Source organism: Microbacterium sp. (assembly GCF_017305435.1).
In the GTDB taxonomy this organism is placed as follows: Bacteria; Actinomycetota; Actinomycetes; order Actinomycetales; family Microbacteriaceae; genus Microbacterium.
Genome location: NZ_JAFKIP010000005.1, coordinates 54,718 through 73,099 on the forward strand (window position 1 = coordinate 54,718; position 18,382 = coordinate 73,099).

The window sequence follows — 18,382 nt, forward strand, 5'->3', positions numbered from 1 at the left end:
GACCCCCGGGTCGCGCGCGCGGGACTCATCCTGCTCGGCGCAGCGGTGGTCGCCGCGCTCATCGCGATCGCGATCGTCTCGCCCGGCCCCGCACTCCCGACGCGCCTGCAGGACGGGCTGACCCTCTCGATCAGCGTCCTGATCGAGTCGATGCCGTTCGTCGTCCTCGGCGTCCTGCTGTCGATCGTCGTGCAGGTGTGGGTGCCGCCCGGCATGATCGAGCGATGGATGCCGCGGCGGGCATGGGCGCGCCGCATGGTGCTCTCCCTCCTCGGCATGCTCGTGCCCGTCTGCGAGTGCGGCAACGTGCCCTTCGCCCGCGGCCTCATGATGCGCGGGTTCACCGTGCCCGAGACGCTCACCTTCCTCATCGCGGCGCCGATCGTGAACCCCATCGTGATCATCACGACGCATCAGGCGTTCGGGTTCGACGACGGCATCCTGATCGCTCGCCTGCTCGGCGGGTTCGCGGTCGCGAACCTCATCGGGTGGCTGTACAGCAGGCATCCCGATCCCGACGGACTCCTCACGGAGCGCTTCGCGGCCTCGTGCGTCGTCGCGCTCGAGGCCGACGCGCACGCCGGAGGTGCGAGCGACCGCGGTCGGCGCAGCCTCGCGCAGTTCGTCATCGAACTGCGCGCCGTGCTCCCCGCGCTCATCATCGGATCGGCGCTCGCGGGGGCCGTGCAGGTGCTCGTGCCGCGCTCGGCGCTGCTCGCGATCGGGTCGAACCCGGCGCTGTCGATCGTCGCGATGATCCTCCTCGCGATGATCGTGTCGATCTGCTCGAACGTCGACTCGTTCTTCGCGCTGTCGTTCGCCTCGACGTTCACGCCCGGGTCGATCGTCGCGTTCCTGCTCGTCGGGCCGCTCGTCGACGTGAAGATGCTGGCCCTGCTGCGCACGACGTTCCGCAACCGGGTGCTCGTCGGGCTCGTCGTGGTCGTCGTGCTGTTCGCTGTCGCCGTCGGATCGGTGGTGAACCTCTTTGCGTGACGTGTTCTCGGGCTGGGGGCCTCGCCTGCTGGGGGTCGGCCTTGCGGCGGCGCTGTCGGCCGTGACGATCGGACTGTGGCTGACCGGACAGCTCGGGCTGTACATCAACCCCGACTCGGCTTGGTTCGCCGTGACGATGGCGGTCATCGCGCTCGTCGGCTGCGCCGTGAGCTTCGCGCTGCCGCGCGGGGCGGAGGCCGATCACGGGCACGATCACGGCGGCGGGCACGACCACGATCACGGCGAAGACCACGACCACGAAGACCACGACCACGCGCATGCCCCACTGGGAATATGGGCGACCGCCGCGACCGTGACAGGCGGCGTCCTCGCGACCGCTGTCGTCGCGGCGATCGTGCTGACACCACCGGCGACGCTCTCCGCGCAGCTCGCGATGGAGCGCGACACCGGCACCCCACCCCTCTTCCAGGGCGCCGACAACATCGCTCTCGCCGCGACGGGCGACACCGCGTCGTTCGGCGTCGGCGAATGGGCGAGCGTGTTCGCGACCGCGACCAACCCGGAGTCCTTCGACGGCAGTCAGGTGACGCTCACGGGATTCGTGACCCCGGGCGACGACGGGTTCTCGCTCACGCGCCTCGTCATCACGCATTGCGTCATCGACGCGCAGCCCGCGAGCGTGCGCGTCGCCTCGGGTGATGCGGGCGGCGATGCGGGCGCTGCCTACGACACCGGCCAATGGGTGACGGTGACCGGCACGATCCGCGACGACGACGGCCGTCTTGCGATCCACGCGTCCTCGGTCGAGCAGATCGCCGAGCCGAAGGACCCGTATGAGTACTGAGTCCCGGCGCAGCACCGACTCTCGGCGCACGCGGCGGCAACGGCAGCGTGCGCGCGCGTTCCTCGGCGCGTTCGCGATCGTCGTGGCACTCCTCGCCGTCGTCGGCTTCGCCGGTGCGGCGGTCACGACGGTGCAGGGCCCTCGGGCGACGCGCGTCAGTGTGGACCCGGATGCCGCGACCCGCAACGCCGGCGCGCGCGTCATCTTCACGACGACGCAGTCCCTCGCCGAGGTGAACCCCGACCAGGTGACGGTCACGCCGGCGGCCGCGTTCACGGTCGACACGTCCGGCCGCAGCGTGGGCGTGCGCTTCGCGCTCCCGCTGTGGGACGACACGGCGTACACCGTGACGATCCGGGACGTCGCGGGGGCGGGGGGCGCGGCATCCACGACCCTCACCGAGACGTTCACGACGCCCAAGCTCCAGACGTACATCCTGCAGCGCGGTGGCGCAGACGGCGGAGCCGACACCGTCTTCCGCACGGACCTCGAGGGGGATGCCGCGGTGCCGGTCTACACGGCGCCGCAGATCGAGGACTTCCGCGCGACGAGTTCGCATCTCGTGATCTCGACGATCGATGACGACGACCATTCGCACCTCGTCGTCACCGATCTCGACGGGCAGGACGAGCGCGAGCTCACACTTCCGGGGACCGGGACCGTCACCAACCTGCAGAGCGCCGACCGGGGTGACCTCATCGGCTACACCTTCACCGACGCGAACGTCGGGGCGGCCGGGGCGCGCGAGAACGTGCTCTTCACGGCATCCCTCGCCGACGCCCAGGCACAGGCCGACCCGACCGCGATCACCCGCACGGGCGGAGAGTCCCGCGTCGGCGACTGGCGGTTCGTGCCCGGCACCGACAGCCTTCTCACGCTCACCTACGACGGGGCGCTGACCCTCGTCTCGCCGCCGACCGCATCGGGAGGATCGGGCGGCGACCCCGTCGCGCTCGGCAACGCGCTCGCGATCGACGGGATCGCGCGCGGCACCACGACCGTCGTGATCGAGCGGGTCGCGGGGCCGGCCGCGATCGATCTCGCGACCGCGCAGGAGGTCCCGCTCCCGGCGACCGACGAGGCGCTCGGCCAGGTGAACCGCGTCATCCCCCTGCAGGACGGGACGACACTCCGCGTCCTCGCCCTCCTCGACGGGTTCACCGTGCGCTCGACGACCGTGAATGTCGTGGATGCCGCGGGGGCCGCACGGCCGGTCTTCGGGGTCGACCCGAAAGACACCCTGATCGACACGTGCGTGTCGCCGAGCGGGCGCTACGCCGCCTTCCTCGTCGCCCCCGACGCCGTCTCCAACACCTATGACGCCCACCGGCTGCCGCTGCCGGAGCAGGTGCAGACGCACATCGTCTCCCTCGCCGACGGCACCGAGCTGGTCGCGCTGAGCGGCTTCGACATCTCGTGGTGCCAGACACCGCCGCGGATGTGAGCGGCGTGTCGGGGCCGTCGGCGGCGCGCGCGAACGCTTTCTCAGGACGCGAGCCGGGCGCGGAGCGCGCGGCGGCTGAGAACACCGGGCCCGGCCGCGCGGAGCCGGCGACTCCTCCTGAGAAAGTGCACACCACTCCGCCGCGTGCCGATCCGCCGCTCCCGGGCCTCGTGCGCGCGACCCGTGCAGCGCTCGAGGAGCTGCCCGTCGAGGTCGCGCCGCGGCTGCTCGGGGGCGTGCTCGAGGTCACCGCGGTCGGTGTGACCGTCGCGCTGCGCGTGACCGAGGTCGAGGCCTACCACGGCGCCGGCACGGGAGAGCTCCCCGACCCCGGATCGCACGCCCGCATGGGCCGCACCGCGCGCAACGCCACCATGTGGGGCGAGCCCGGTCATCTGTACGTGTACCTCAGCCACGGCATCCATTCATGCGTCAACGTCGTGTGCGGTCCGGACGGGACCGCGGGCGGTGTGCTGCTGCGGGCCGGCGAGGTCGTCGAGGGGCAGGATGCCGCGTTCTCACGGCGACCGGCGGCGCGCAGCCCGCGGGATCTCGCCCGTGGGCCGGGGCGGCTCGGGGATGCCGTGGGCCTGCGGCATCCCGTCCACGACGGCATCGACGCGGTGACCGGCGCCGAACACGGCGGAGCCGCCGCGCGGCTCTGGCTGCCGACGTCCGTGCGCGACGACATCGCGAGCGGCCCGCGTGTGGGCGTCGCCGGCGTCGCGGGGACGGATGCCTTCCCCTGGCGCTTCTGGGTTGCGGGTGACCCCACGGTGTCGGCGTTCCGGTGGGGCCGAGGAGCGGCACCCGTCAAGGCGACACGCCCAGCCGTGCTAGACTGACTCTTCGTCTGCGCGCGGAAGTTTCATCTCCTCGAGCACGCAGTTCGTATCCCACCTCTCACCATCGGCAGGAATGCCGCGCTGAGGTGTGGGGTGCAGACAAGGGATCTTGGGTGAGGCCGTCCGGCCTCACGGTACAGAAGGAGTAATCACCATGGCAGCAGTGTGCCAGGTGACTGGAGCGGTTCCCGGCTTCGGTCACAACATCTCGCACTCGCACCGCCGGACGAAGCGCCGCTTCGACCCGAACGTGCAGAAGAAGACCTACTACGTTCCTTCGCTTGGTCGCAAGATCACGCTGAACGTCTCGGCCAAGGGCATCAAGGTCATCGACGCCCGCGGCATCGAGTCGGTCGTGAAGGACCTGATCGCGAAGGGTGTGAAGCTCTAATGGCGAAGAAGGCTCAGGACGTCCGTCCGATCATCAAGCTGCGTTCCACCGCCGGCACGGGGTACACCTACGTGACGCGCAAGAACCGTCGCAACAACCCCGACCGCATCGTGCTGAAGAAGTACGACCCGGTGATCCGCAAGCACGTCGAATTCCGAGAGGAGCGCTGATCTCATGGCCAAGAAGAGCAAGATCGCGCGCAACAACCAGCGCGAGGAGGTCGTCGCCCGCTACGCCGAGAAGCGTGCCGAGCTGAAGAAGACCCTCGTCGACCCGAACGCGACCGACGAGGCCCGCGAGGCCGCGCGCGTCGGCCTGCAGAAGCTGCCGCGCAACGCGTCGCCCGTCCGCCTGCGCGGTCGCGACGCGATCGACGGTCGCCCCCGCGGCTACCTGTCGAAGTTCGGCATCTCGCGTGTCCGCTTCCGCGACATGGCGCACAAGGGCGAGCTGCCCGGCGTGACCAAGTCGAGCTGGTAAGCACCACAGCAGGAAGGCCCGTCCCCGCGAGGGGGCGGGCCTTCCTGCATGCAGAAGGGATGCCGGAGCCACATCCGTCACATCCGCCCCTTCCGCCACGCGACACGCCGGGGAAGATGACGTGAGAAGGCCGGAAATCCGCGGAATTCCGCCTGTCATGGGTATATTCGGGACCGGTCCATCCGACCAACCCGGGCGGTCGCCCGGTTCGAAGTAAGGAAAAGGCGGCACACGCTGCCGTCTGGAGGAAATCCCATGGCTATCACCAAGACCGAGCTCGTCGCCAGCATCGCCAGCGCCACGGGCGAGAGCCAGGCCACCGTCGGCCGCGTCGTCGACGGCCTGTTCTCGGCTGTCTCCGAGGCCGTCGCCAAGGGCGAGAAGGTCACGATCCCCGGCTTCCTGTCGTTCGAGACGGTGGAGACCGCCGCCCGCACGGGCCGCAACCCCCAGACCGGTGCCGAGATCCAGATCGCGGCCGGCAAGCGCGTCAAGGTCACGGCCGGCTCGAAGCTCAAGGCTGCCGCTAAGTAAGCGGAAGCGGGTCGATGCCGCGCAGCGGCGTTGATGCGCCTGCGGCTCAGGTTGAGTAGCCCGCGAAGCGGGCGTATCGAAACCTTCGCCACCACCTCCGGAGGGGGATGCCACGAGGCATCCCCCTCCGTCGTCCGTCCTGGTCTCGATACACCGCCGCTGCGCGGCGGCACTCGACCACCGACTCCGCCCACCGATCATGTGCCACGGCCCGCGTAGGCTGGACGGGTGCCCACCCGAGTCTTCCGGGTCGCAGGTCCTGCGATCCTCGTCGTCGCCGCGCTCGCGGCGCTCGTCGTGGGCCTCGTCTACGGCGGCGGAGCGGCACCGCTGCTGATCGCCGACCCGGGTCCGCTCGTGCGCTGGGGTCTGCCGATCGCGACGCTCGGGGTCAACCTCTCCGCCGCGGGCATGGTCGGGGCGCTCGTCCTCGCCCTCTTCGCCCTCGAGGCGCACACGAGGCCGTTCGACACGGCGCTCGACCTGGCATCCGTCTCGGCGGCGATCTTCACGGTCGCGAGCGCCGCCGTCGCGTTCCTGACCTTCCTCAACATCTTCAACGCGACGCCGAGTGCGAGCGCCGAGTTCGGCCAGCAGCTCGGCCGGTTCCTCGTCGACACCGATCCCGGTCGGGCGTGGTCGCTGACGACGCTCGCCGGTGCGACGCTCACCGTCCTCACCTTCGCTGTACGCGGCTGGACGCCCACGCTCGTCGTCGCGGCGCTCGCCGTCGCGGCGCTCATCCCGATGGCGACGCAGGGCCACTCCGGCGAAGAGGCCAACCACAACACCGCCGTCGTGGCGCTCGCGCTGCACATCATCGCCGCGGCGGTGTGGCTCGGCGGCGTGCTCCTGCTCGTCGCGCTGCGCCCGCAGCTCGAGCGCCGCGCCCTCGCCGACGTGCTGCGCCGCTACTCGTCGATCGCTCTCGCCGCCTTCGTCGTCGTCGCCCTCTCGGGCACCGTGCGCGCCGTCGTCGGCGTCGTCTCGTGGGAGCACCTGTTCTCTCCGTATGGCGCGATCCTCACCGTGAAGGTCGTGGCCCTCCTCGCGATCGGCGTGCTCGGCGCCTGGTATCGCCGTGGCCTCATCGGGCGGATCGGGTCCGATGCCGCGGACGCCGCCCGCCGCGCCACGGGGCGCTTCTGGGGTCTGATCGCTCTCGAGCTGGCGTTCATGGGCATCGCCTCGGGCGCTGCGGTCGCGCTCGCGCGCACGCCTCCGCCCGTCGACACGAGCCTGCCGGACACGCCGACGCCCGCCGAGGTGCTGACCGGCGCCCCCCTGCCGCCCGAGCTCACACCGCTCCGCTGGATCACGAGCTGGGATGCCGACCTGCTCTGGGCGTTCGCCGTCGGATTCGGCGTGTTCTTCTACCTCGCGGGCGTGTGGCGGCTGCACCGCCGCGGCGATCGATGGCCGGCCTACCGCACCGTCCTGTGGCTCGCGGGTCTCGCGATGCTGCTCTGGGTGACGAACGGGTCCGTCAACGCGTACCAGGACTACCTGTTCAGCATGCACATGGTCGGCCACATGCTGCTGTCCATGGCGATCCCGATGATGCTCGTCTTCGGGGCTCCCGTGACCCTGGCATCCCGTGCCATCGCGAAGCGCGACGACGGCACGCGCGGCGGGCGGGAGTGGATCCTGTGGGCCGTGCACACGCCGTTCTCGCGCGTCATCACGCACCCGCTCTTCGCTGCGGCGATGTTCATCGGGTCGCTGTGGGCGTTCTACTACACCGACCTCTTCCGCTGGAGCCTGTACGACCACATCGGCCACGAGTGGATGATCGCGCACTTCCTCATCTCGGGGTACCTGTTCGTGCAGTCGCTCGTCGGCATCGACCCGGTGCCCTACCGCCTGCCCTACCCGTTCCGCCTGCTGACGCTCATCGGCGTCATGGCGATGCACGCGTTCTTCGGCATCTCGATCATGATGTCGACGGGGCTGTTCGTCGCGGAGTGGTTCGGCTCGATGGGGCGCACATGGGGGGAGACGCCGCTCGCAGACCAGTACACCGGCGGCGGCGTCGCGTGGTCGATCGGTGAGATCCCGACGCTCATCCTCGCGATCACGGTGGCGATCCAATGGAGCCGATCCGACGACCGGCTGCAGCGCCGGGCCGATCGGCAGGCCGACCGCACGAACGACGCCGAGCTCGTGGAGTACAACGCGCGGCTGCAGGCACTCGCCGACCGCGACGCCCGCGCACGCCGCTGACCGCGTCAGTCGCCGTCGGTGACCTGAATGGATGCCGTGCCGTCGGGCAGGATCGTCACCGTGCCCCCCATGAAGAAGGGCACCGCTTCGTCGAGGGTGCGGACGCTGCCGTCGAAGAGCGAGCGGATGTCGACCGTGATGTGCGCGGCGGCCTGCACGCGCTCGATCGCCCAGTTCGCGCCGTCCGGGACGAGCGAGATCTTCGGCTGCTGAGCGATCGACCAGGTCGGCGCGCTCGCGATGCGGTTCTGCACGACGAGGCCGAAGGGGCATCCGGTGGGCTGCAGCACCTGCTGCGTGGCGCACGCGGTGAGGAACGCTTCGACCTGCTCCTGCACGGCGGCGACGAACTTCTCGGTCGGCTGGGTCTGCAGGTCGACGGGGATCTTCGCGAGCGGGGTGTCGGAGAGCACGGCGACCCCGGGGCTCGACGAGATCGCGGTGTCGACGGAGATCGAATAGAGGCCGGGCGAGAACACCAGCAGCGACACCGGATCGAGCGGGTCGGCGGCCTCTCTGTCCGGCGAGACCTGTCGCGTGTCGAGGTCGAAGCCGTTGACCGCGAACTGGGTCGCGCCGCGCAGCGTCAGACTGATCGCGGCGAGCGGGCTCGTCGCGAACCGCCACGTCGGCAGGAGCCCGATGGACCCGGCTCGTTCCACGTGGAACGCCGTCGAGCCCGCATGCGGACCGGCGGCGTAGGACACCGTGATGATCGTCGTCCCACCGGAATCACCGGAATCGCCCGGCTCGGCGGTGACCGAGGTGACCTCGGCATCCGTCAGCGGCGCCAGCGCCGCGCGGCGCAGGAGGGCTTCGTCGGCATCGGCGGGGAGGCCCGAGCGCAGGAGGGCGGCGGAGTCGACCGCGACGCCGGGGACGGCGAGGGCTCCCGCCGCGTCGCCGCGGCTCAGCAGATCGAGGTAGCGGCGCACGAACGCCGCGGGGCTGTAGAGGTCGTCGTAGAGCACCACGCCCGCAGCGCCGAACGCGCCGGCGAGGAGGACGCCGATGACACCGAGTGCGGTGAGGTCGCGGCCGAGCGAGCTGCGGCGACGGCCGCGACGGCGCGTCGAGCGGGCGGACGCGGGAGACGCGACACCACCCGCCGCGGCATCCACCGTCTCGCCTTCCGCTTCCGCACCCACGCGCCCAGTCTAGGAAATGGACGCTGATGGCTAGCATTGTGTCGGTGAACATCCCTCCGCTCTCCCCCGAGCAGGAGGAGCTGTTCCGCCTCATCGAAGACACCCGCGAGCATGTCTTCGTGACGGGGCGCGCGGGGACGGGCAAGTCGACGCTGCTGCAGCACCTCGCCTGGAACACCGAGAAGCAGATCGCCGTCTGCGCGCCGACGGGAGTCGCGGCGCTCAACGTCGAGGGGCAGACGATCCACTCGCTGTTCCGGCTGCCGATCGGGCTCATCGCCGACAGTGAGCTGGAGCAGTCGGAGCCCGCGCGGAAGATCATGAACGCGATCGACACGCTCGTGATCGACGAGATCTCGATGGTGAATGCGGACCTCATGGATGCCATCGACCGCTCCCTCCGGCAGGCCCGCCGCAAGCGGTCGGAGCCGTTCGGCGGCGTGCAGGTCGTCATGTTCGGCGACCCGTACCAGCTCGCCCCCGTGCCCCCGCGCGGAGACGAGCGCAAGTACGTCGACGACCACTACCGCTCGTTCTGGTTCTTCGACGCGCAGGTGTGGGCGGGGCCCTCGTCGGGCTCGGCGGCCGGGGTCGGCGGTGGGGGCGGAGCGGTCCGGTCGGATGGCCTCCTCGACCTCGGGCGGGTCGGCACGCCTCTGAACATCCGCGAGCTCGGTCACATCCATCGCCAGGCGGACGACTCCTTCAAGGCGATGCTGAACGCCGTCCGCTACGGCGTCGTCACGGCCGAGATCGCCGGCGCGCTCAACGCCGCGGGTGCGCGACCGGTGCCCGAGCCGGCCGACGGCGAACCGCCGATCATCACCCTCGCGACGCGCAACGACATCGTGAACCGCATCAACCAGCGGCACCTCGACGCGCTGACGGGGCCTGTGCAGACGGCGCGCGCCGAGGTCTCCGGCGACTTCGGGCGGGGGGATGCCGGGTACCCGGCCGACGCGGAGCTGCAGCTGAAGGTCGGCGCCCAGGTGATGTTCCTGCGCAACGATGTCGCGGGCTACGGCGCCCCGGGCGGGGGTGGACCGCGCTGGGTCAACGGATCGATCGGCACCGTCACACGGATCGCGGGCGGAACCGTGCGCGTCGAACTGGACGGCGAGGAGCACGACGTCGAACCCGCCGTGTGGGAGAGGTTCCGGTATGCGTACGACCCGGCATCCCGCAAGCTCACGCGCGAGATCGCGGCGGAGTTCACGCAGTTCCCGCTGCGGCTCGCGTGGGCGGTCACGATCCACAAGTCGCAGGGCAAGACCTACGATCGCGCGGTGATCGACCTCGGGTCGGGTGCGTTCGCCCCGGGGCAGACCTACGTCGCGCTGTCGCGGCTGACGTCGCTCGACGGGCTGTACCTGACGCGGCCGCTCCGGCCGAGCGACATCCTCGTGGATGCCGACGTGCGCCGCTTCATGGCCGGCGTGCGCGCGTCGGGCTTCTGACGTCAGGCCGCGGCGGACTTGGCGGCGGCGAGGTCGACGAACAGGTCGGTGTTCAGCTGGTACGCGTACAGGACCTCGTCGATGACGCGCTCGGCCTCGGCGGCATCCCACGGTGCGGCATCCAGCTGCTCGCGGTAGACGTCCTTGAAAGCGGCCGGGTCGGCGATCTCGTCGAACACGTAGAAGCCGATGCCGTTCGTGCCGAGCTCGAACTGGCGCGACATGAGCTTGCCGATGAACTGCCCGCCGGAGAGGTCGCCGAGGTAGCGCGTGTAGTGGTGCGCGACGAAACCGCCCGCCCAGCCGGTGGCCTGGATCTCGCGGATGCGGTCGACGTAGCGCTCGGTCGTCGGGACCGGCGTGATGCGCGCGCGCCAGTCGGCGCCGATCAGGTACTCGAGGTCGGCTTCGAGTGCCGGCAGGCGCGTGAGCCGCGACGTGATGAACGGGGCGGCGACCGGGTCGCCGGCGAACGTGGATGCCGCGGATTCGAGGGCCTCGTAGATGAACCAGTGCTGCGCGACGAGCGCGACGTAGTCCTCGCGCGTGCCCTTGCCGCGCATGAGGTCGGCCATGAAACCGGCGTGCTCGCTGCCGGAGTGGGCAGCGCGCGACCGCTCGCGCAGAGCGGTCGAGAACGGGGTGATGTCGGTCATGACCGTCAGCATAGCTGAAACTAAGGCTCACCTAAACTGAAGGTTTGTGAAGATGTCGCTGTGTGTCTCGCGAGAGCGCCGGGCGCGTGCGCTCAGTCGTGCGGGCGCGCGGTGACCCCGAGGCGCGCACACGCCTCGTCATAGAGTGCGACGATCTCGCGACGGACCTCGCGGCGCTCCGTGATCTCGCCACCGAGCCACGGCACCCGGATGACGTCTTCGGCGCCGTCGGCGGTGATCACGTGCCAGTGACCGGCGGCGCCGTCGAACGTCGTCATCGACGCCGAGATGACGTCCTGCACCGGCGAGAAGGCGCGCGCGATGAGCAGGTTGTCGTCCGTGTGGTCGTTGTTCATGTGACCGAGCACGCCCGCGAGGGCGTCGGCGTCGAAGGTGTGCGGCATGCTCCTACCCTAGGCAGCCCCTGGCATCGGCCCGTGCGCCGGTTCTGCATCGATCGCGTCACGCTGGCAGGGCACACAGGCAATGTGTCCTACGCTGAGAAGGAACTTTCGGGGGTGAGGGATGCCGCGTACTGTACGCGCGACACGGATCGGTGCGGTCGTGACCGCCGCAGCACTGGCGCTGTCGCTGGCCGCATGTGCCCCTGAATCCGGTCCCACCGTAGACCTCCCCGCGCAGGTCGATGCCGCCTTCGCGGACGACACGCAGGCGCAGCTGCAGGCGGCGGTCGATCGCGCGGTCGCGGCATCCGGTGCGAGCGGTGCCGTCGTCGGCGTCTGGGCGCCCTGGGCCGGGACGTGGCTCGCCGGCGCGGGGACCGTGGCTCCGGGGGCGGCGGGCGTCGACGACGGCGCCAGCTTCACGGCCGGGAGTATCACCCGCGCGATGACGTGCGACGTCCTCTACGGCATGGTCGCCGACGGGGTCGTGAAGCTCGAGGACAGCGTGGCGACGTATGTGCCGGGCGTTCCGGCGCTCGAGGGGATCACGCTCGCGCAGCTGTGCAACTCGACGAGCGGCCTGGCTCCGTACCTGCCGGCCGTCTTCGGCCGGATCATCGCGACGCCGGACCGCGTGTGGAACGAGCGCGAGCTGGTCGGCTACGGTATCACGCGCGCAGGCACCGCCCCCGGGTCGTTCGCCGACTCGGACACGGGGTACGTCCTCCTCGGCATCGCGCTCGAGCGCGCGTCCCGCGTCAGCATCGAGGCGCTCTACGAGAAGTACGTCTTCGATCCGATCGGCATGCCCGACACCTCCCTGCCGGCGTCGGCGGCGGCGTCGATGCACGGACTGTGGTCGCCGAACAACGCCGAGGGTGCGGTGGAGTGCGCGGCGCCGATCGATCTGAGCGACCTCTCGCCGACGGTCGAGCACACCGCGGGCGGTGTCGTCTCCGACCTCGAGGACCTGGGCCGGTACACGCAGGCGCTCGCGCTGGGCGTGCGGTCGTACGACAAGGGCGGACGGTTCGATGCGCCGCTGCCGGCGGCCGGGGATGCCGCGTCGTGGTTCACCGCGACAGGCGGCACCTACCAGGCGGGCACGCTCGTCGGGCAGTACGGATCGATCCCGGGCTTTCTCACGGCGGCGTTCGCCGACCGCAACACCGGGATGACGGTCGTCGTCGCGCTCAACAACTCGCGCGCGTCGGACGTGCTCGTCCGCGCCCTCGCGTGGGAGCTCGCGGCGATCACGTCGAAGGCCCCCGCCGCGACAGGGCAGACCGCCCCCGACGCCGGCCTGCCCTGGACCGCGGATGACATGGCCGCCCAGGTGACGGCGGCGGCGGTCTGCCCGATTCCGTGACCGCGGCCGCCGCTGCCGCCGGCGCGAACGGTGGCGTCGGCAGGCCGGGCGGTGCGTCGGGCGGAGCGCCGGGCGGTGCCGTCGTGCTCGTCGTCGCGGGGCTCGCGTGCCAAGAGGTCGGTGCGTCGCTGGCAGTGCTGCTGTTCCCGCAGGTGGGTGCGCTCGGCATGGTCATGCTGCGGCTCGTGTTCTCGGCGCTCATCCTCCTCGCGGTGTCGCGCCCCCGTGTGCGCGGTCATGACCGGGCGGCGTGGGGCGCGGTCATGCGGCTCGGTCTCGCCCTCGCCGTGATGAACGGGTTGTTCTACCTCGCGCTCGAACGGCTGCCGCTCGGCGTCACGGTCACGATCGAGGTGCTCGGCCCGCTGACCCTGTCGATCCTCGCCAGCCGGCGGGCCTCCGCCTGGCTGTGGGCCGCTCTCGCGCTCGCAGGCGTCGTCGCGCTCGGCGGGGGCGGGTGGGACCGGCTGGACCTCGTCGGCGTCCTCTTCGCGCTGGGTGCCGCCGCGATGTGGGCGCTCTACATCCTCTCGTCGGCGCGTGTGGGCGCCGCGTTCCCGAAGCTCGACGGGCTGGCGCTCGCGATGACGGTCGGCGCGCTCGTGTCGCTGCCGTTCGGGATCGCGACGGCCGGCCCCGGCCTGGCACCCTTCGGTCTCCACACGCTCGGGCTCCTGGGTCTCGGCGCGGCGGTGGCCGTGCTCTCCTCGACGCTGCCATACGCGTTCGAGCTCGTCGCGCTGCGGCGGCTGCAGGCATCCGCCTTCGCGATCCTCATGAGCCTCGCGCCGGCGACCGCCGCCCTCGCGGGGCTGGTCCTCCTCGGCCAGCGCCTGAGCGCGCTCGAGGTCGTCGGGGTCGCGCTGGTCGTCGCGGCATCCATCGGCGCCGTGCGCGCCGCGGGGCGCCGCGCACGCGATGTGACCGCGCCGTTGGGCTGACGGCGCGGTCACATCGCGAGATCAGATCCCGAGGAGGCTCGTCACCAGTCGGACCGACAGTGCGAGCACAGCCACGAGGCCGATGCCGCCTGCCAGGTTCTGCCACCAACGATTGCGCAGATCGCCCATGAGCGAGCGCCGGTTGGCCATCACGATGATGAGGAGTGCGAGCACGGGTGCGACGAGCACGGTCAGCGCCTGCGCGATCACGATCAGCTGCACGGGGGAACTCTGGAAGATCACCGTGATGGCGACACCGAAGGCGAGGATCGCCCCGCTCACGGTCTTCGCGGTCCGCGAGCTCGATGAAGCCCCGCGGCCGAGGCCGTCGGAGAGCATCGTGCCCCCGGCCGTTGCGTTGGCGATCATGGACGAGAACGCGGCTCCGAAGAACCCGAGCGCGAAGATGGTGGACCCGACGGGGCCCGCGAGCGGTTCGAAGATGCCGGCAAGGGCGACGATCGTCGGCGCCGTCTCACCGGTCTTGCCGAGGACGGATGCCGCCACGACGATGACGAGCGCCGTCATGACCCCGGGGGCGACGATGCCCGGGACGGTGTCCACGATCGTGACGTCGCGGTAGTCGGCCTCGGTGCGTCCGCGCTCCTTCGTGCCGTAGGCCGTGTAGAACGCGGCGTTGATCGAGAAGTTCGTGCCGACGAGGGCGACGATGAGCAGCCATGCTCCGTCGGGAATCGACGGGAGCAGGCCCACCCCGACTGCTGCCCAGTCGGGGTGGGAGATGAAGGCGCTCGCAATGAAGGCGACGGCCATCAGAGCGACGATGACGACGAGGACCTTCTCGATGACGCGGTAGACGTTGCGCAGAAGCAGAAGCCCGGCGACGGCGACCGTGCAGATGATCGTCCACATGATCGGGCTGCCACCGAAGAGCATCGACAGTCCGAGTCCCGATCCGACCGCGTTGCCGACCGAGAAGCACAGCGTGATGAGGAAGACGCCGATGCCCGCAGCGACCCCCACCCAGGTGCCGAGGTGCTCCTTGATCGACGAGATGAGGGAGAGGGGTGAGCGGATGCCGAGGCGCACGCTCATGTCGGTCAGGAAGATCATCAGGATGGTCGACACGACGATGACCCAGATCAGCGTGTATTGGTAGCCGCTGCCGGCCTGGACGGCGGTCGTCAGATTGCCGGGCCCGAACTGCCAGGCGCCCGCGACGAAGGCGGGGCCGATGAGGGCGAGCTGTTGCCAGAAGCTGCGGCGGGTGCGGTGGGAGTTCACGATGGACTTCATTGTCTCGGTCGAGACCCGACCGTAGCCGGTGCCGGGTGTCGTAGAGGTGTGGCGAGTGTCGTTGCTCATGGTGCGGGTTCTCCTTCATCGGAGGGCCGAAGCCGAGTGGTCGTCATTGACGCGGGGTGTCGACGGTGAGCGCCGTCGGGGTGACGGCCGGGGAGAGCTGCGGTGTGCGCACGCTCTCCCCGGCCGAGCGGGCTGGGTGCGAGATCAGACGGTGACCGTGACGTTGCCGAGGTCGGCGGCGGCGAACGCGGCTGCGATCTCGGCATCCGCCCCCGCCGGCAGCGGGAGCAGCGGTTCGCGCACGGTGGTGTGATCGAGGATGCCGCGGTTCACGAGGCCCCACTTGAGGGCGACGGTGCCCTCCATGTGGGAACCGCGGTGGTACACGTTCTTCGTGACCGGCAGCAGGCGCTCGTGGATCGCGTGCGCGGCGGAGTAGTCGCGCGCCTTGCCGGCGGCGATGAGGTCGACGAGCAGCTCGGGGGCGATGTTGCCGTAACCGACGAGCAGCCCATCGACGTCGAACATCGTCGGCAACAGGTACTCGTCGTGGCAGGAGAGGATCTGCAGTTCGGGGTAGGCCGCACGCAGCGCCGGGATCTCGGTGTACCAGCGGCGCATGTTGCGCACGCCGTTCTTCGTGTGGTTGACGCCCTCCTGGCCGGCGATCTCGAGCTGGGTGTCGAGGTCGTAGCTGGCCTTCGTGTTGTCGGGGTACTGGAAGAGGATCTCCTCGAGGCCAGACTCCTCCCAGATCGCTCGGTAGCGGGTCTGGGGGGCGCCGGGCTGGAAGCCGAAGCGCAGCCAGCCGTGGGAGGGGTAGACGAGCGCGCCCTTGGCGCCGGCGGACGCGGCATCCTTGGCCTCGAGTGCGGCGGTGAGGTTGCCTTCCTTCGTGATGCCGGCGATGATCGGCAGCCGGTCTTCGACGGAGTCGCGGAAGGCGCGGATGACATCGAGCTGCTCGGCCTCCGTGAGGAACGTGCCTTCCCCGGCGTGGCCGAGCACGACGAGGCTCTTGACGCCGTCGATCGAGCCGAGCCACGAGCCCAAGCGTTGGATGGCGGCGTAGTCGACGGCGCCGTCTTCGGTGAACGGAGTGACGGGGGCGGGATTGAGGCCGCGGAGGTCGAGAACCATGGGGTGCTCCTTACGTCGTTGTGTGAGAGTGGGTTCAGCAGAAACAGGAACGTTTGCGGGAACGTTTGCATCGAGTATGGATGCCGCGTGAAGGAGTGTCAAGAGGAATATGCAAACGTTCCCGGCAGCGCGGCCGCCAACACCTAGACTGCGGAGGGGAGGGCACATGGCAGAGCGCATGGAACGCGTAGTCGTGACTCTGCGTGATGTCGCGCAGGCGTCGGGAGTGAGCGTGTCGACCGTCAGCCGCATCCTCGACGACCGCACTCCGGCGTCGCGTTCGCCGACGGCTCAACGCGTACGCGCGATGGCCGACCAACTCGGCTACCGCCGCAACGTCTCCGCGTCGAGCCTGCGACGCGGGACGACGGGGACCGTCGGAGTGCTCGTGCCGCGTCTCACGGATGCCGTGATGGCGTTGATGTTCGAGGCCGTCGAACGACAGGCGCGCCGCGTCGGTGCGTTCGCCGTCGTGGCGACGAGCGGCGACGACGTCGACGACGAACGGCGCGCGACCGAGACGCTGCTCGACCGCGGCGTCGACGGATTGATCCTGGCGACGGCCCGACTCGACGATGACCTGCCGCGATCGCTGCGGGACCGCGGCATCCCGCATGTCCTTGCGCTCCGCACCGACCGTGTCAGCCCGTCGGCGCTCGGCGATGACGAAGCCGGCGGCTACCTCGCGGTGCGCCACCTCGTGGATCTCGGGCATCGCGACATCGCCGTCGTGACGGGTCCCTGGTTCACCTCGAGTGGGCGGGATCGCCGGGCCGGCGCCCAGCGCGCGCTCGCCGAGGCGGACATCGGGCTGCCCGACGAACGTGTCATCGCTACGGGATACGGCGTGGAAGCGGGTATCGCCGCCGGCGAGCGGCTGTTGTCCTCCCCCGACCGCCCGACGGCGATCTTCGCCGCAAACGACAACCTCGCGATCGGCGTCGTGCAGGCCGCCGGTCGGTACGGCCTGCACGCCGGCCAGGACCTCTCCGTCGTGGGGTACAACGACATCCCGCTCGTCGCGCATCTGCCCGTGCCGCTCACGAGTGTCCGCACGCCGTTCGACCAGATCGCCGCCGATGCCGTCGACATGCTGTTCGGGGTCGATTCGACGCCTGGTGGCATCCGCGCGGTGCTGCCGACTCTGATCCCCCGAGCGTCAACCGCGCGCGTGGGCTGACCGGGCTGCCTCGGGTATCGCCGATCCCTGGTTCCTCGCGCCCCGCGAGCGACAATCGCTGTCCGGCTGCCCTCAGACCGTGAGGAGGACTTTCGTGGCGCGCCGCTCGTCCATCGCGCGGTAGCCCTCCGCGGCATCCTCGAGCGGGAGCGTCAGGTCGAACACGACGCCCGGATCGATCTCCCGATCCCAGATCAGCTGGATGAGCTCGGGGAGGAAGCGTCGCACCGGCGCCGGGCCGCCGTGCAGGTGCACGCCCGAGAAGAACAGCCCCTTGCCGTCGATGGACACATCGTGGGAGACGCCGACGAAGCCGACGTGGCCGCCTGCGCGGGTCGAACGGATCGCCTGATCCATGGCATCCTGCGTGCCGACCGCCTCGATCACGCTGTGCGCGCCGAGCCCGCCGGTGAGCTCCTTGACGCGCGCGATGCCGTCCTGGCCGCGCTCCTCGACGATGTCCGTCGCGCCGAAGCGGCGGGCGAGTGCCTGTCGGTCAGCGTGGCGGCTCATCGCGATGATGCGCTCCGCGCCGAGCTGCTTGGCGGCGAGGATGCCGCACAGTCCCACCGCACCGTCGCCGACGACCGCGACGGTCTTCCCGGGCCCGACCTGCGCGGCGACGGCGGCGAACCAGCCGGTGCCGAGGACGTCCGAGGCGGCGAGCAGCGAGGGGATGAGGTCGGCGTCGGGCTGCCCGGGCGTCGCGACGAGCGTGCCGTCGGCGTTGGGGATGCGGGCGAACTCGGCCTGCGTGCCTTCGCGCCCGATGGGAGTGCGGCGGACGCAGTGCGACGGATAGCCGGCTCGGCAGATCTCGCACGTGTTGTCGGAGGTGAAGAACGATCCGACGACGAAATCGCCGACCTTCAGTGTCGCAACCGCGGCGCCGATCTCGGTGACGACGCCGACGTACTCGTGGCCCATCGGCGTGTGGTCGACGGGCTCGGCGCCGCGGTAGGGCCAGAGGTCGGACCCGCAGATGCAGGTCGCGGCGAGCCGGATGACCGCGTCGGTGGGCTCCACGATGATGGGGTCCGGTCGGTCTTCGACCCGGACGTCGCCGGGGGCGTACATGATGACTCCACGCATGGCGGGGTTCC

Annotated in this window: 19 protein-coding genes; 13 read left to right on the top strand and 6 right to left on the bottom strand. The window is 70.5% G+C overall.

Features of this window, described 5'->3' with window-relative positions; all coding sequences use genetic code 11:
- Positions 1-45: 45 nt before the first annotated feature.
- From J0I43_RS08790 to J0I43_RS08830, 9 genes are all read left to right on the top strand, one after another.
- A complete protein-coding gene (locus J0I43_RS08790) occupies positions 46-996 on the top strand; it encodes a permease (protein WP_292863217.1) in 951 nt (316 codons plus the stop codon).
- Positions 989-1,801: a TIGR03943 family protein gene (locus J0I43_RS08795; protein WP_292862168.1), complete on the top strand. Its 813-nt coding sequence runs from the start codon at positions 989-991 to the stop codon at positions 1,799-1,801. Before J0I43_RS08790 ends, J0I43_RS08795 begins: the two co-directional genes overlap by 8 nt.
- On the top strand, positions 1,791-3,245 hold the full coding sequence (locus J0I43_RS08800) for a hypothetical protein (protein WP_292862171.1): 1,455 nt from the start codon (positions 1,791-1,793) through the stop codon (positions 3,243-3,245). Before J0I43_RS08795 ends, J0I43_RS08800 begins: the two co-directional genes overlap by 11 nt.
- A 125-nt stretch (positions 3,246-3,370) precedes the next feature.
- Complete coding sequence (locus J0I43_RS08805; protein ID WP_292862175.1) at positions 3,371-4,090, top strand: DNA-3-methyladenine glycosylase; 720 nt, start codon at positions 3,371-3,373, stop codon at positions 4,088-4,090.
- A gap of 154 nt (positions 4,091-4,244) precedes the next feature.
- Positions 4,245-4,481, top strand: coding sequence for a 50S ribosomal protein L28 (gene rpmB, locus J0I43_RS08810; protein WP_005051771.1), 237 nt, complete (start codon positions 4,245-4,247; stop codon positions 4,479-4,481).
- Positions 4,481-4,651 carry a 50S ribosomal protein L33 gene (rpmG, locus tag J0I43_RS08815; RefSeq protein ID WP_005051772.1) on the top strand — a complete coding sequence of 57 codons (171 nt, stop codon included), beginning with the start codon at positions 4,481-4,483 and terminating at the stop codon, positions 4,649-4,651. Before rpmB ends, rpmG begins: the two co-directional genes overlap by 1 nt.
- Before the next feature lie 4 nt (positions 4,652-4,655).
- Positions 4,656-4,961, top strand: coding sequence for a 30S ribosomal protein S14 (gene rpsN, locus J0I43_RS08820; protein WP_005051773.1), 306 nt, complete (start codon positions 4,656-4,658; stop codon positions 4,959-4,961).
- 255 nt (positions 4,962-5,216) lie between these two features.
- Positions 5,217-5,495 carry an HU family DNA-binding protein gene (locus tag J0I43_RS08825; RefSeq protein ID WP_292862178.1) on the top strand — a complete coding sequence of 93 codons (279 nt, stop codon included), beginning with the start codon at positions 5,217-5,219 and terminating at the stop codon, positions 5,493-5,495.
- A 228-nt stretch (positions 5,496-5,723) separates the two neighbouring features.
- Complete coding sequence (locus tag J0I43_RS08830) at positions 5,724-7,718, top strand: bifunctional copper resistance protein CopD/cytochrome c oxidase assembly protein (protein WP_292862181.1); 1,995 nt, start codon at positions 5,724-5,726, stop codon at positions 7,716-7,718.
- A 5-nt stretch (positions 7,719-7,723) separates the two neighbouring features.
- On the opposite strand, the gene J0I43_RS08835 is transcribed toward J0I43_RS08830, so the two are convergent.
- Positions 7,724-8,866 (bottom strand): hypothetical protein, encoded by a 1,143-nt coding sequence (locus J0I43_RS08835; protein WP_292862183.1) that lies wholly within the window; start codon positions 8,864-8,866, stop codon positions 7,724-7,726.
- A 44-nt stretch (positions 8,867-8,910) separates the two neighbouring features.
- On the opposite strand from J0I43_RS08835, the gene J0I43_RS08840 reads away from it, so the two are divergent.
- Positions 8,911-10,323, top strand: coding sequence for an ATP-dependent RecD-like DNA helicase (locus tag J0I43_RS08840; protein WP_292862186.1), 1,413 nt, complete (start codon positions 8,911-8,913; stop codon positions 10,321-10,323).
- 2 nt (positions 10,324-10,325) lie between these two features.
- Here J0I43_RS08840 and J0I43_RS08845 read toward each other — a convergent pair whose 3' ends face one another.
- Together J0I43_RS08845 and J0I43_RS08850 are read right to left on the bottom strand one after the other, a co-directional pair.
- Positions 10,326-10,979 carry a heme oxygenase (biliverdin-producing) gene (locus J0I43_RS08845; RefSeq protein WP_292862189.1) on the bottom strand — a complete coding sequence of 218 codons (654 nt, stop codon included), beginning with the start codon at positions 10,977-10,979 and terminating at the stop codon, positions 10,326-10,328.
- A 92-nt stretch (positions 10,980-11,071) separates the two neighbouring features.
- Positions 11,072-11,383, bottom strand: coding sequence for a DUF2470 domain-containing protein (locus J0I43_RS08850; protein WP_292862191.1), 312 nt, complete (start codon positions 11,381-11,383; stop codon positions 11,072-11,074).
- Between the two features lie 160 nt (positions 11,384-11,543).
- On the opposite strand from J0I43_RS08850, the gene J0I43_RS08855 reads away from it, so the two are divergent.
- Positions 11,544-12,752: a serine hydrolase gene (locus tag J0I43_RS08855; protein WP_292862194.1), complete on the top strand. Its 1,209-nt coding sequence runs from the start codon at positions 11,544-11,546 to the stop codon at positions 12,750-12,752.
- Positions 12,753-12,835: 83 nt separating this feature from the next.
- Positions 12,836-13,693 carry an EamA family transporter gene (locus J0I43_RS08860; RefSeq protein WP_292863220.1) on the top strand — a complete coding sequence of 286 codons (858 nt, stop codon included), beginning with the start codon at positions 12,836-12,838 and terminating at the stop codon, positions 13,691-13,693.
- Positions 13,694-13,714: 21 nt separating this feature from the next.
- Here the strand turns inward: J0I43_RS08860 and J0I43_RS08865 are convergent, their stop codons facing one another.
- On the bottom strand, positions 13,715-15,019 hold the full coding sequence (locus J0I43_RS08865) for an Nramp family divalent metal transporter (protein WP_292862197.1): 1,305 nt from the start codon (positions 15,017-15,019) through the stop codon (positions 13,715-13,717).
- A gap of 144 nt (positions 15,020-15,163) precedes the next feature.
- On the bottom strand, positions 15,164-16,099 hold the full coding sequence (locus J0I43_RS08870; RefSeq protein WP_292862200.1) for a dihydrodipicolinate synthase family protein: 936 nt from the start codon (positions 16,097-16,099) through the stop codon (positions 15,164-15,166).
- 166 nt (positions 16,100-16,265) lie between these two features.
- On the opposite strand from J0I43_RS08870, the gene J0I43_RS08875 reads away from it, so the two are divergent.
- On the top strand, positions 16,266-17,279 hold the full coding sequence (locus tag J0I43_RS08875; protein WP_292862203.1) for a LacI family DNA-binding transcriptional regulator: 1,014 nt from the start codon (positions 16,266-16,268) through the stop codon (positions 17,277-17,279).
- Between the two features lie 72 nt (positions 17,280-17,351).
- Here the strand turns inward: J0I43_RS08875 and J0I43_RS08880 are convergent, their stop codons facing one another.
- Complete coding sequence (locus J0I43_RS08880; RefSeq protein ID WP_292862206.1) at positions 17,352-18,371, bottom strand: zinc-dependent alcohol dehydrogenase family protein; 1,020 nt, start codon at positions 18,369-18,371, stop codon at positions 17,352-17,354.
- Positions 18,372-18,382 lie beyond the last annotated feature (11 nt).

What these genes read in the sequence shown, in the direction of transcription:
- J0I43_RS08800 (WP_292862171.1), top strand. Translation starts at nt 1,791, where the DNA reads ATGAGTACTGAGTCCCGGCGCAGCACCGACTCTCGGCGCACGCGGCGG.
- rpmB (WP_005051771.1), top strand. Translation starts at nt 4,245, where the DNA reads ATGGCAGCAGTGTGCCAGGTGACTGGAGCGGTTCCCGGCTTCGGTCAC.
- rpmG (WP_005051772.1), top strand. Translation starts at nt 4,481, where the DNA reads ATGGCGAAGAAGGCTCAGGACGTCCGTCCGATCATCAAGCTGCGTTCC.
- rpsN (WP_005051773.1), top strand. Translation starts at nt 4,656, where the DNA reads ATGGCCAAGAAGAGCAAGATCGCGCGCAACAACCAGCGCGAGGAGGTC.
- J0I43_RS08825 (WP_292862178.1), top strand. Translation starts at nt 5,217, where the DNA reads ATGGCTATCACCAAGACCGAGCTCGTCGCCAGCATCGCCAGCGCCACG.
- J0I43_RS08845 (WP_292862189.1), bottom strand. Translation starts at nt 10,979, where the DNA reads ATGACCGACATCACCCCGTTCTCGACCGCTCTGCGCGAGCGGTCGCGC.
- J0I43_RS08850 (WP_292862191.1), bottom strand. Translation starts at nt 11,383, where the DNA reads ATGCCGCACACCTTCGACGCCGACGCCCTCGCGGGCGTGCTCGGTCAC.
- J0I43_RS08865 (WP_292862197.1), bottom strand. Translation starts at nt 15,019, where the DNA reads ATGAGCAACGACACTCGCCACACCTCTACGACACCCGGCACCGGCTAC.
- J0I43_RS08870 (WP_292862200.1), bottom strand. Translation starts at nt 16,099, where the DNA reads ATGGTTCTCGACCTCCGCGGCCTCAATCCCGCCCCCGTCACTCCGTTC.
- J0I43_RS08875 (WP_292862203.1), top strand. Translation starts at nt 16,266, where the DNA reads ATGGCAGAGCGCATGGAACGCGTAGTCGTGACTCTGCGTGATGTCGCG.
- J0I43_RS08880 (WP_292862206.1), bottom strand. Translation starts at nt 18,371, where the DNA reads ATGCGTGGAGTCATCATGTACGCCCCCGGCGACGTCCGGGTCGAAGAC.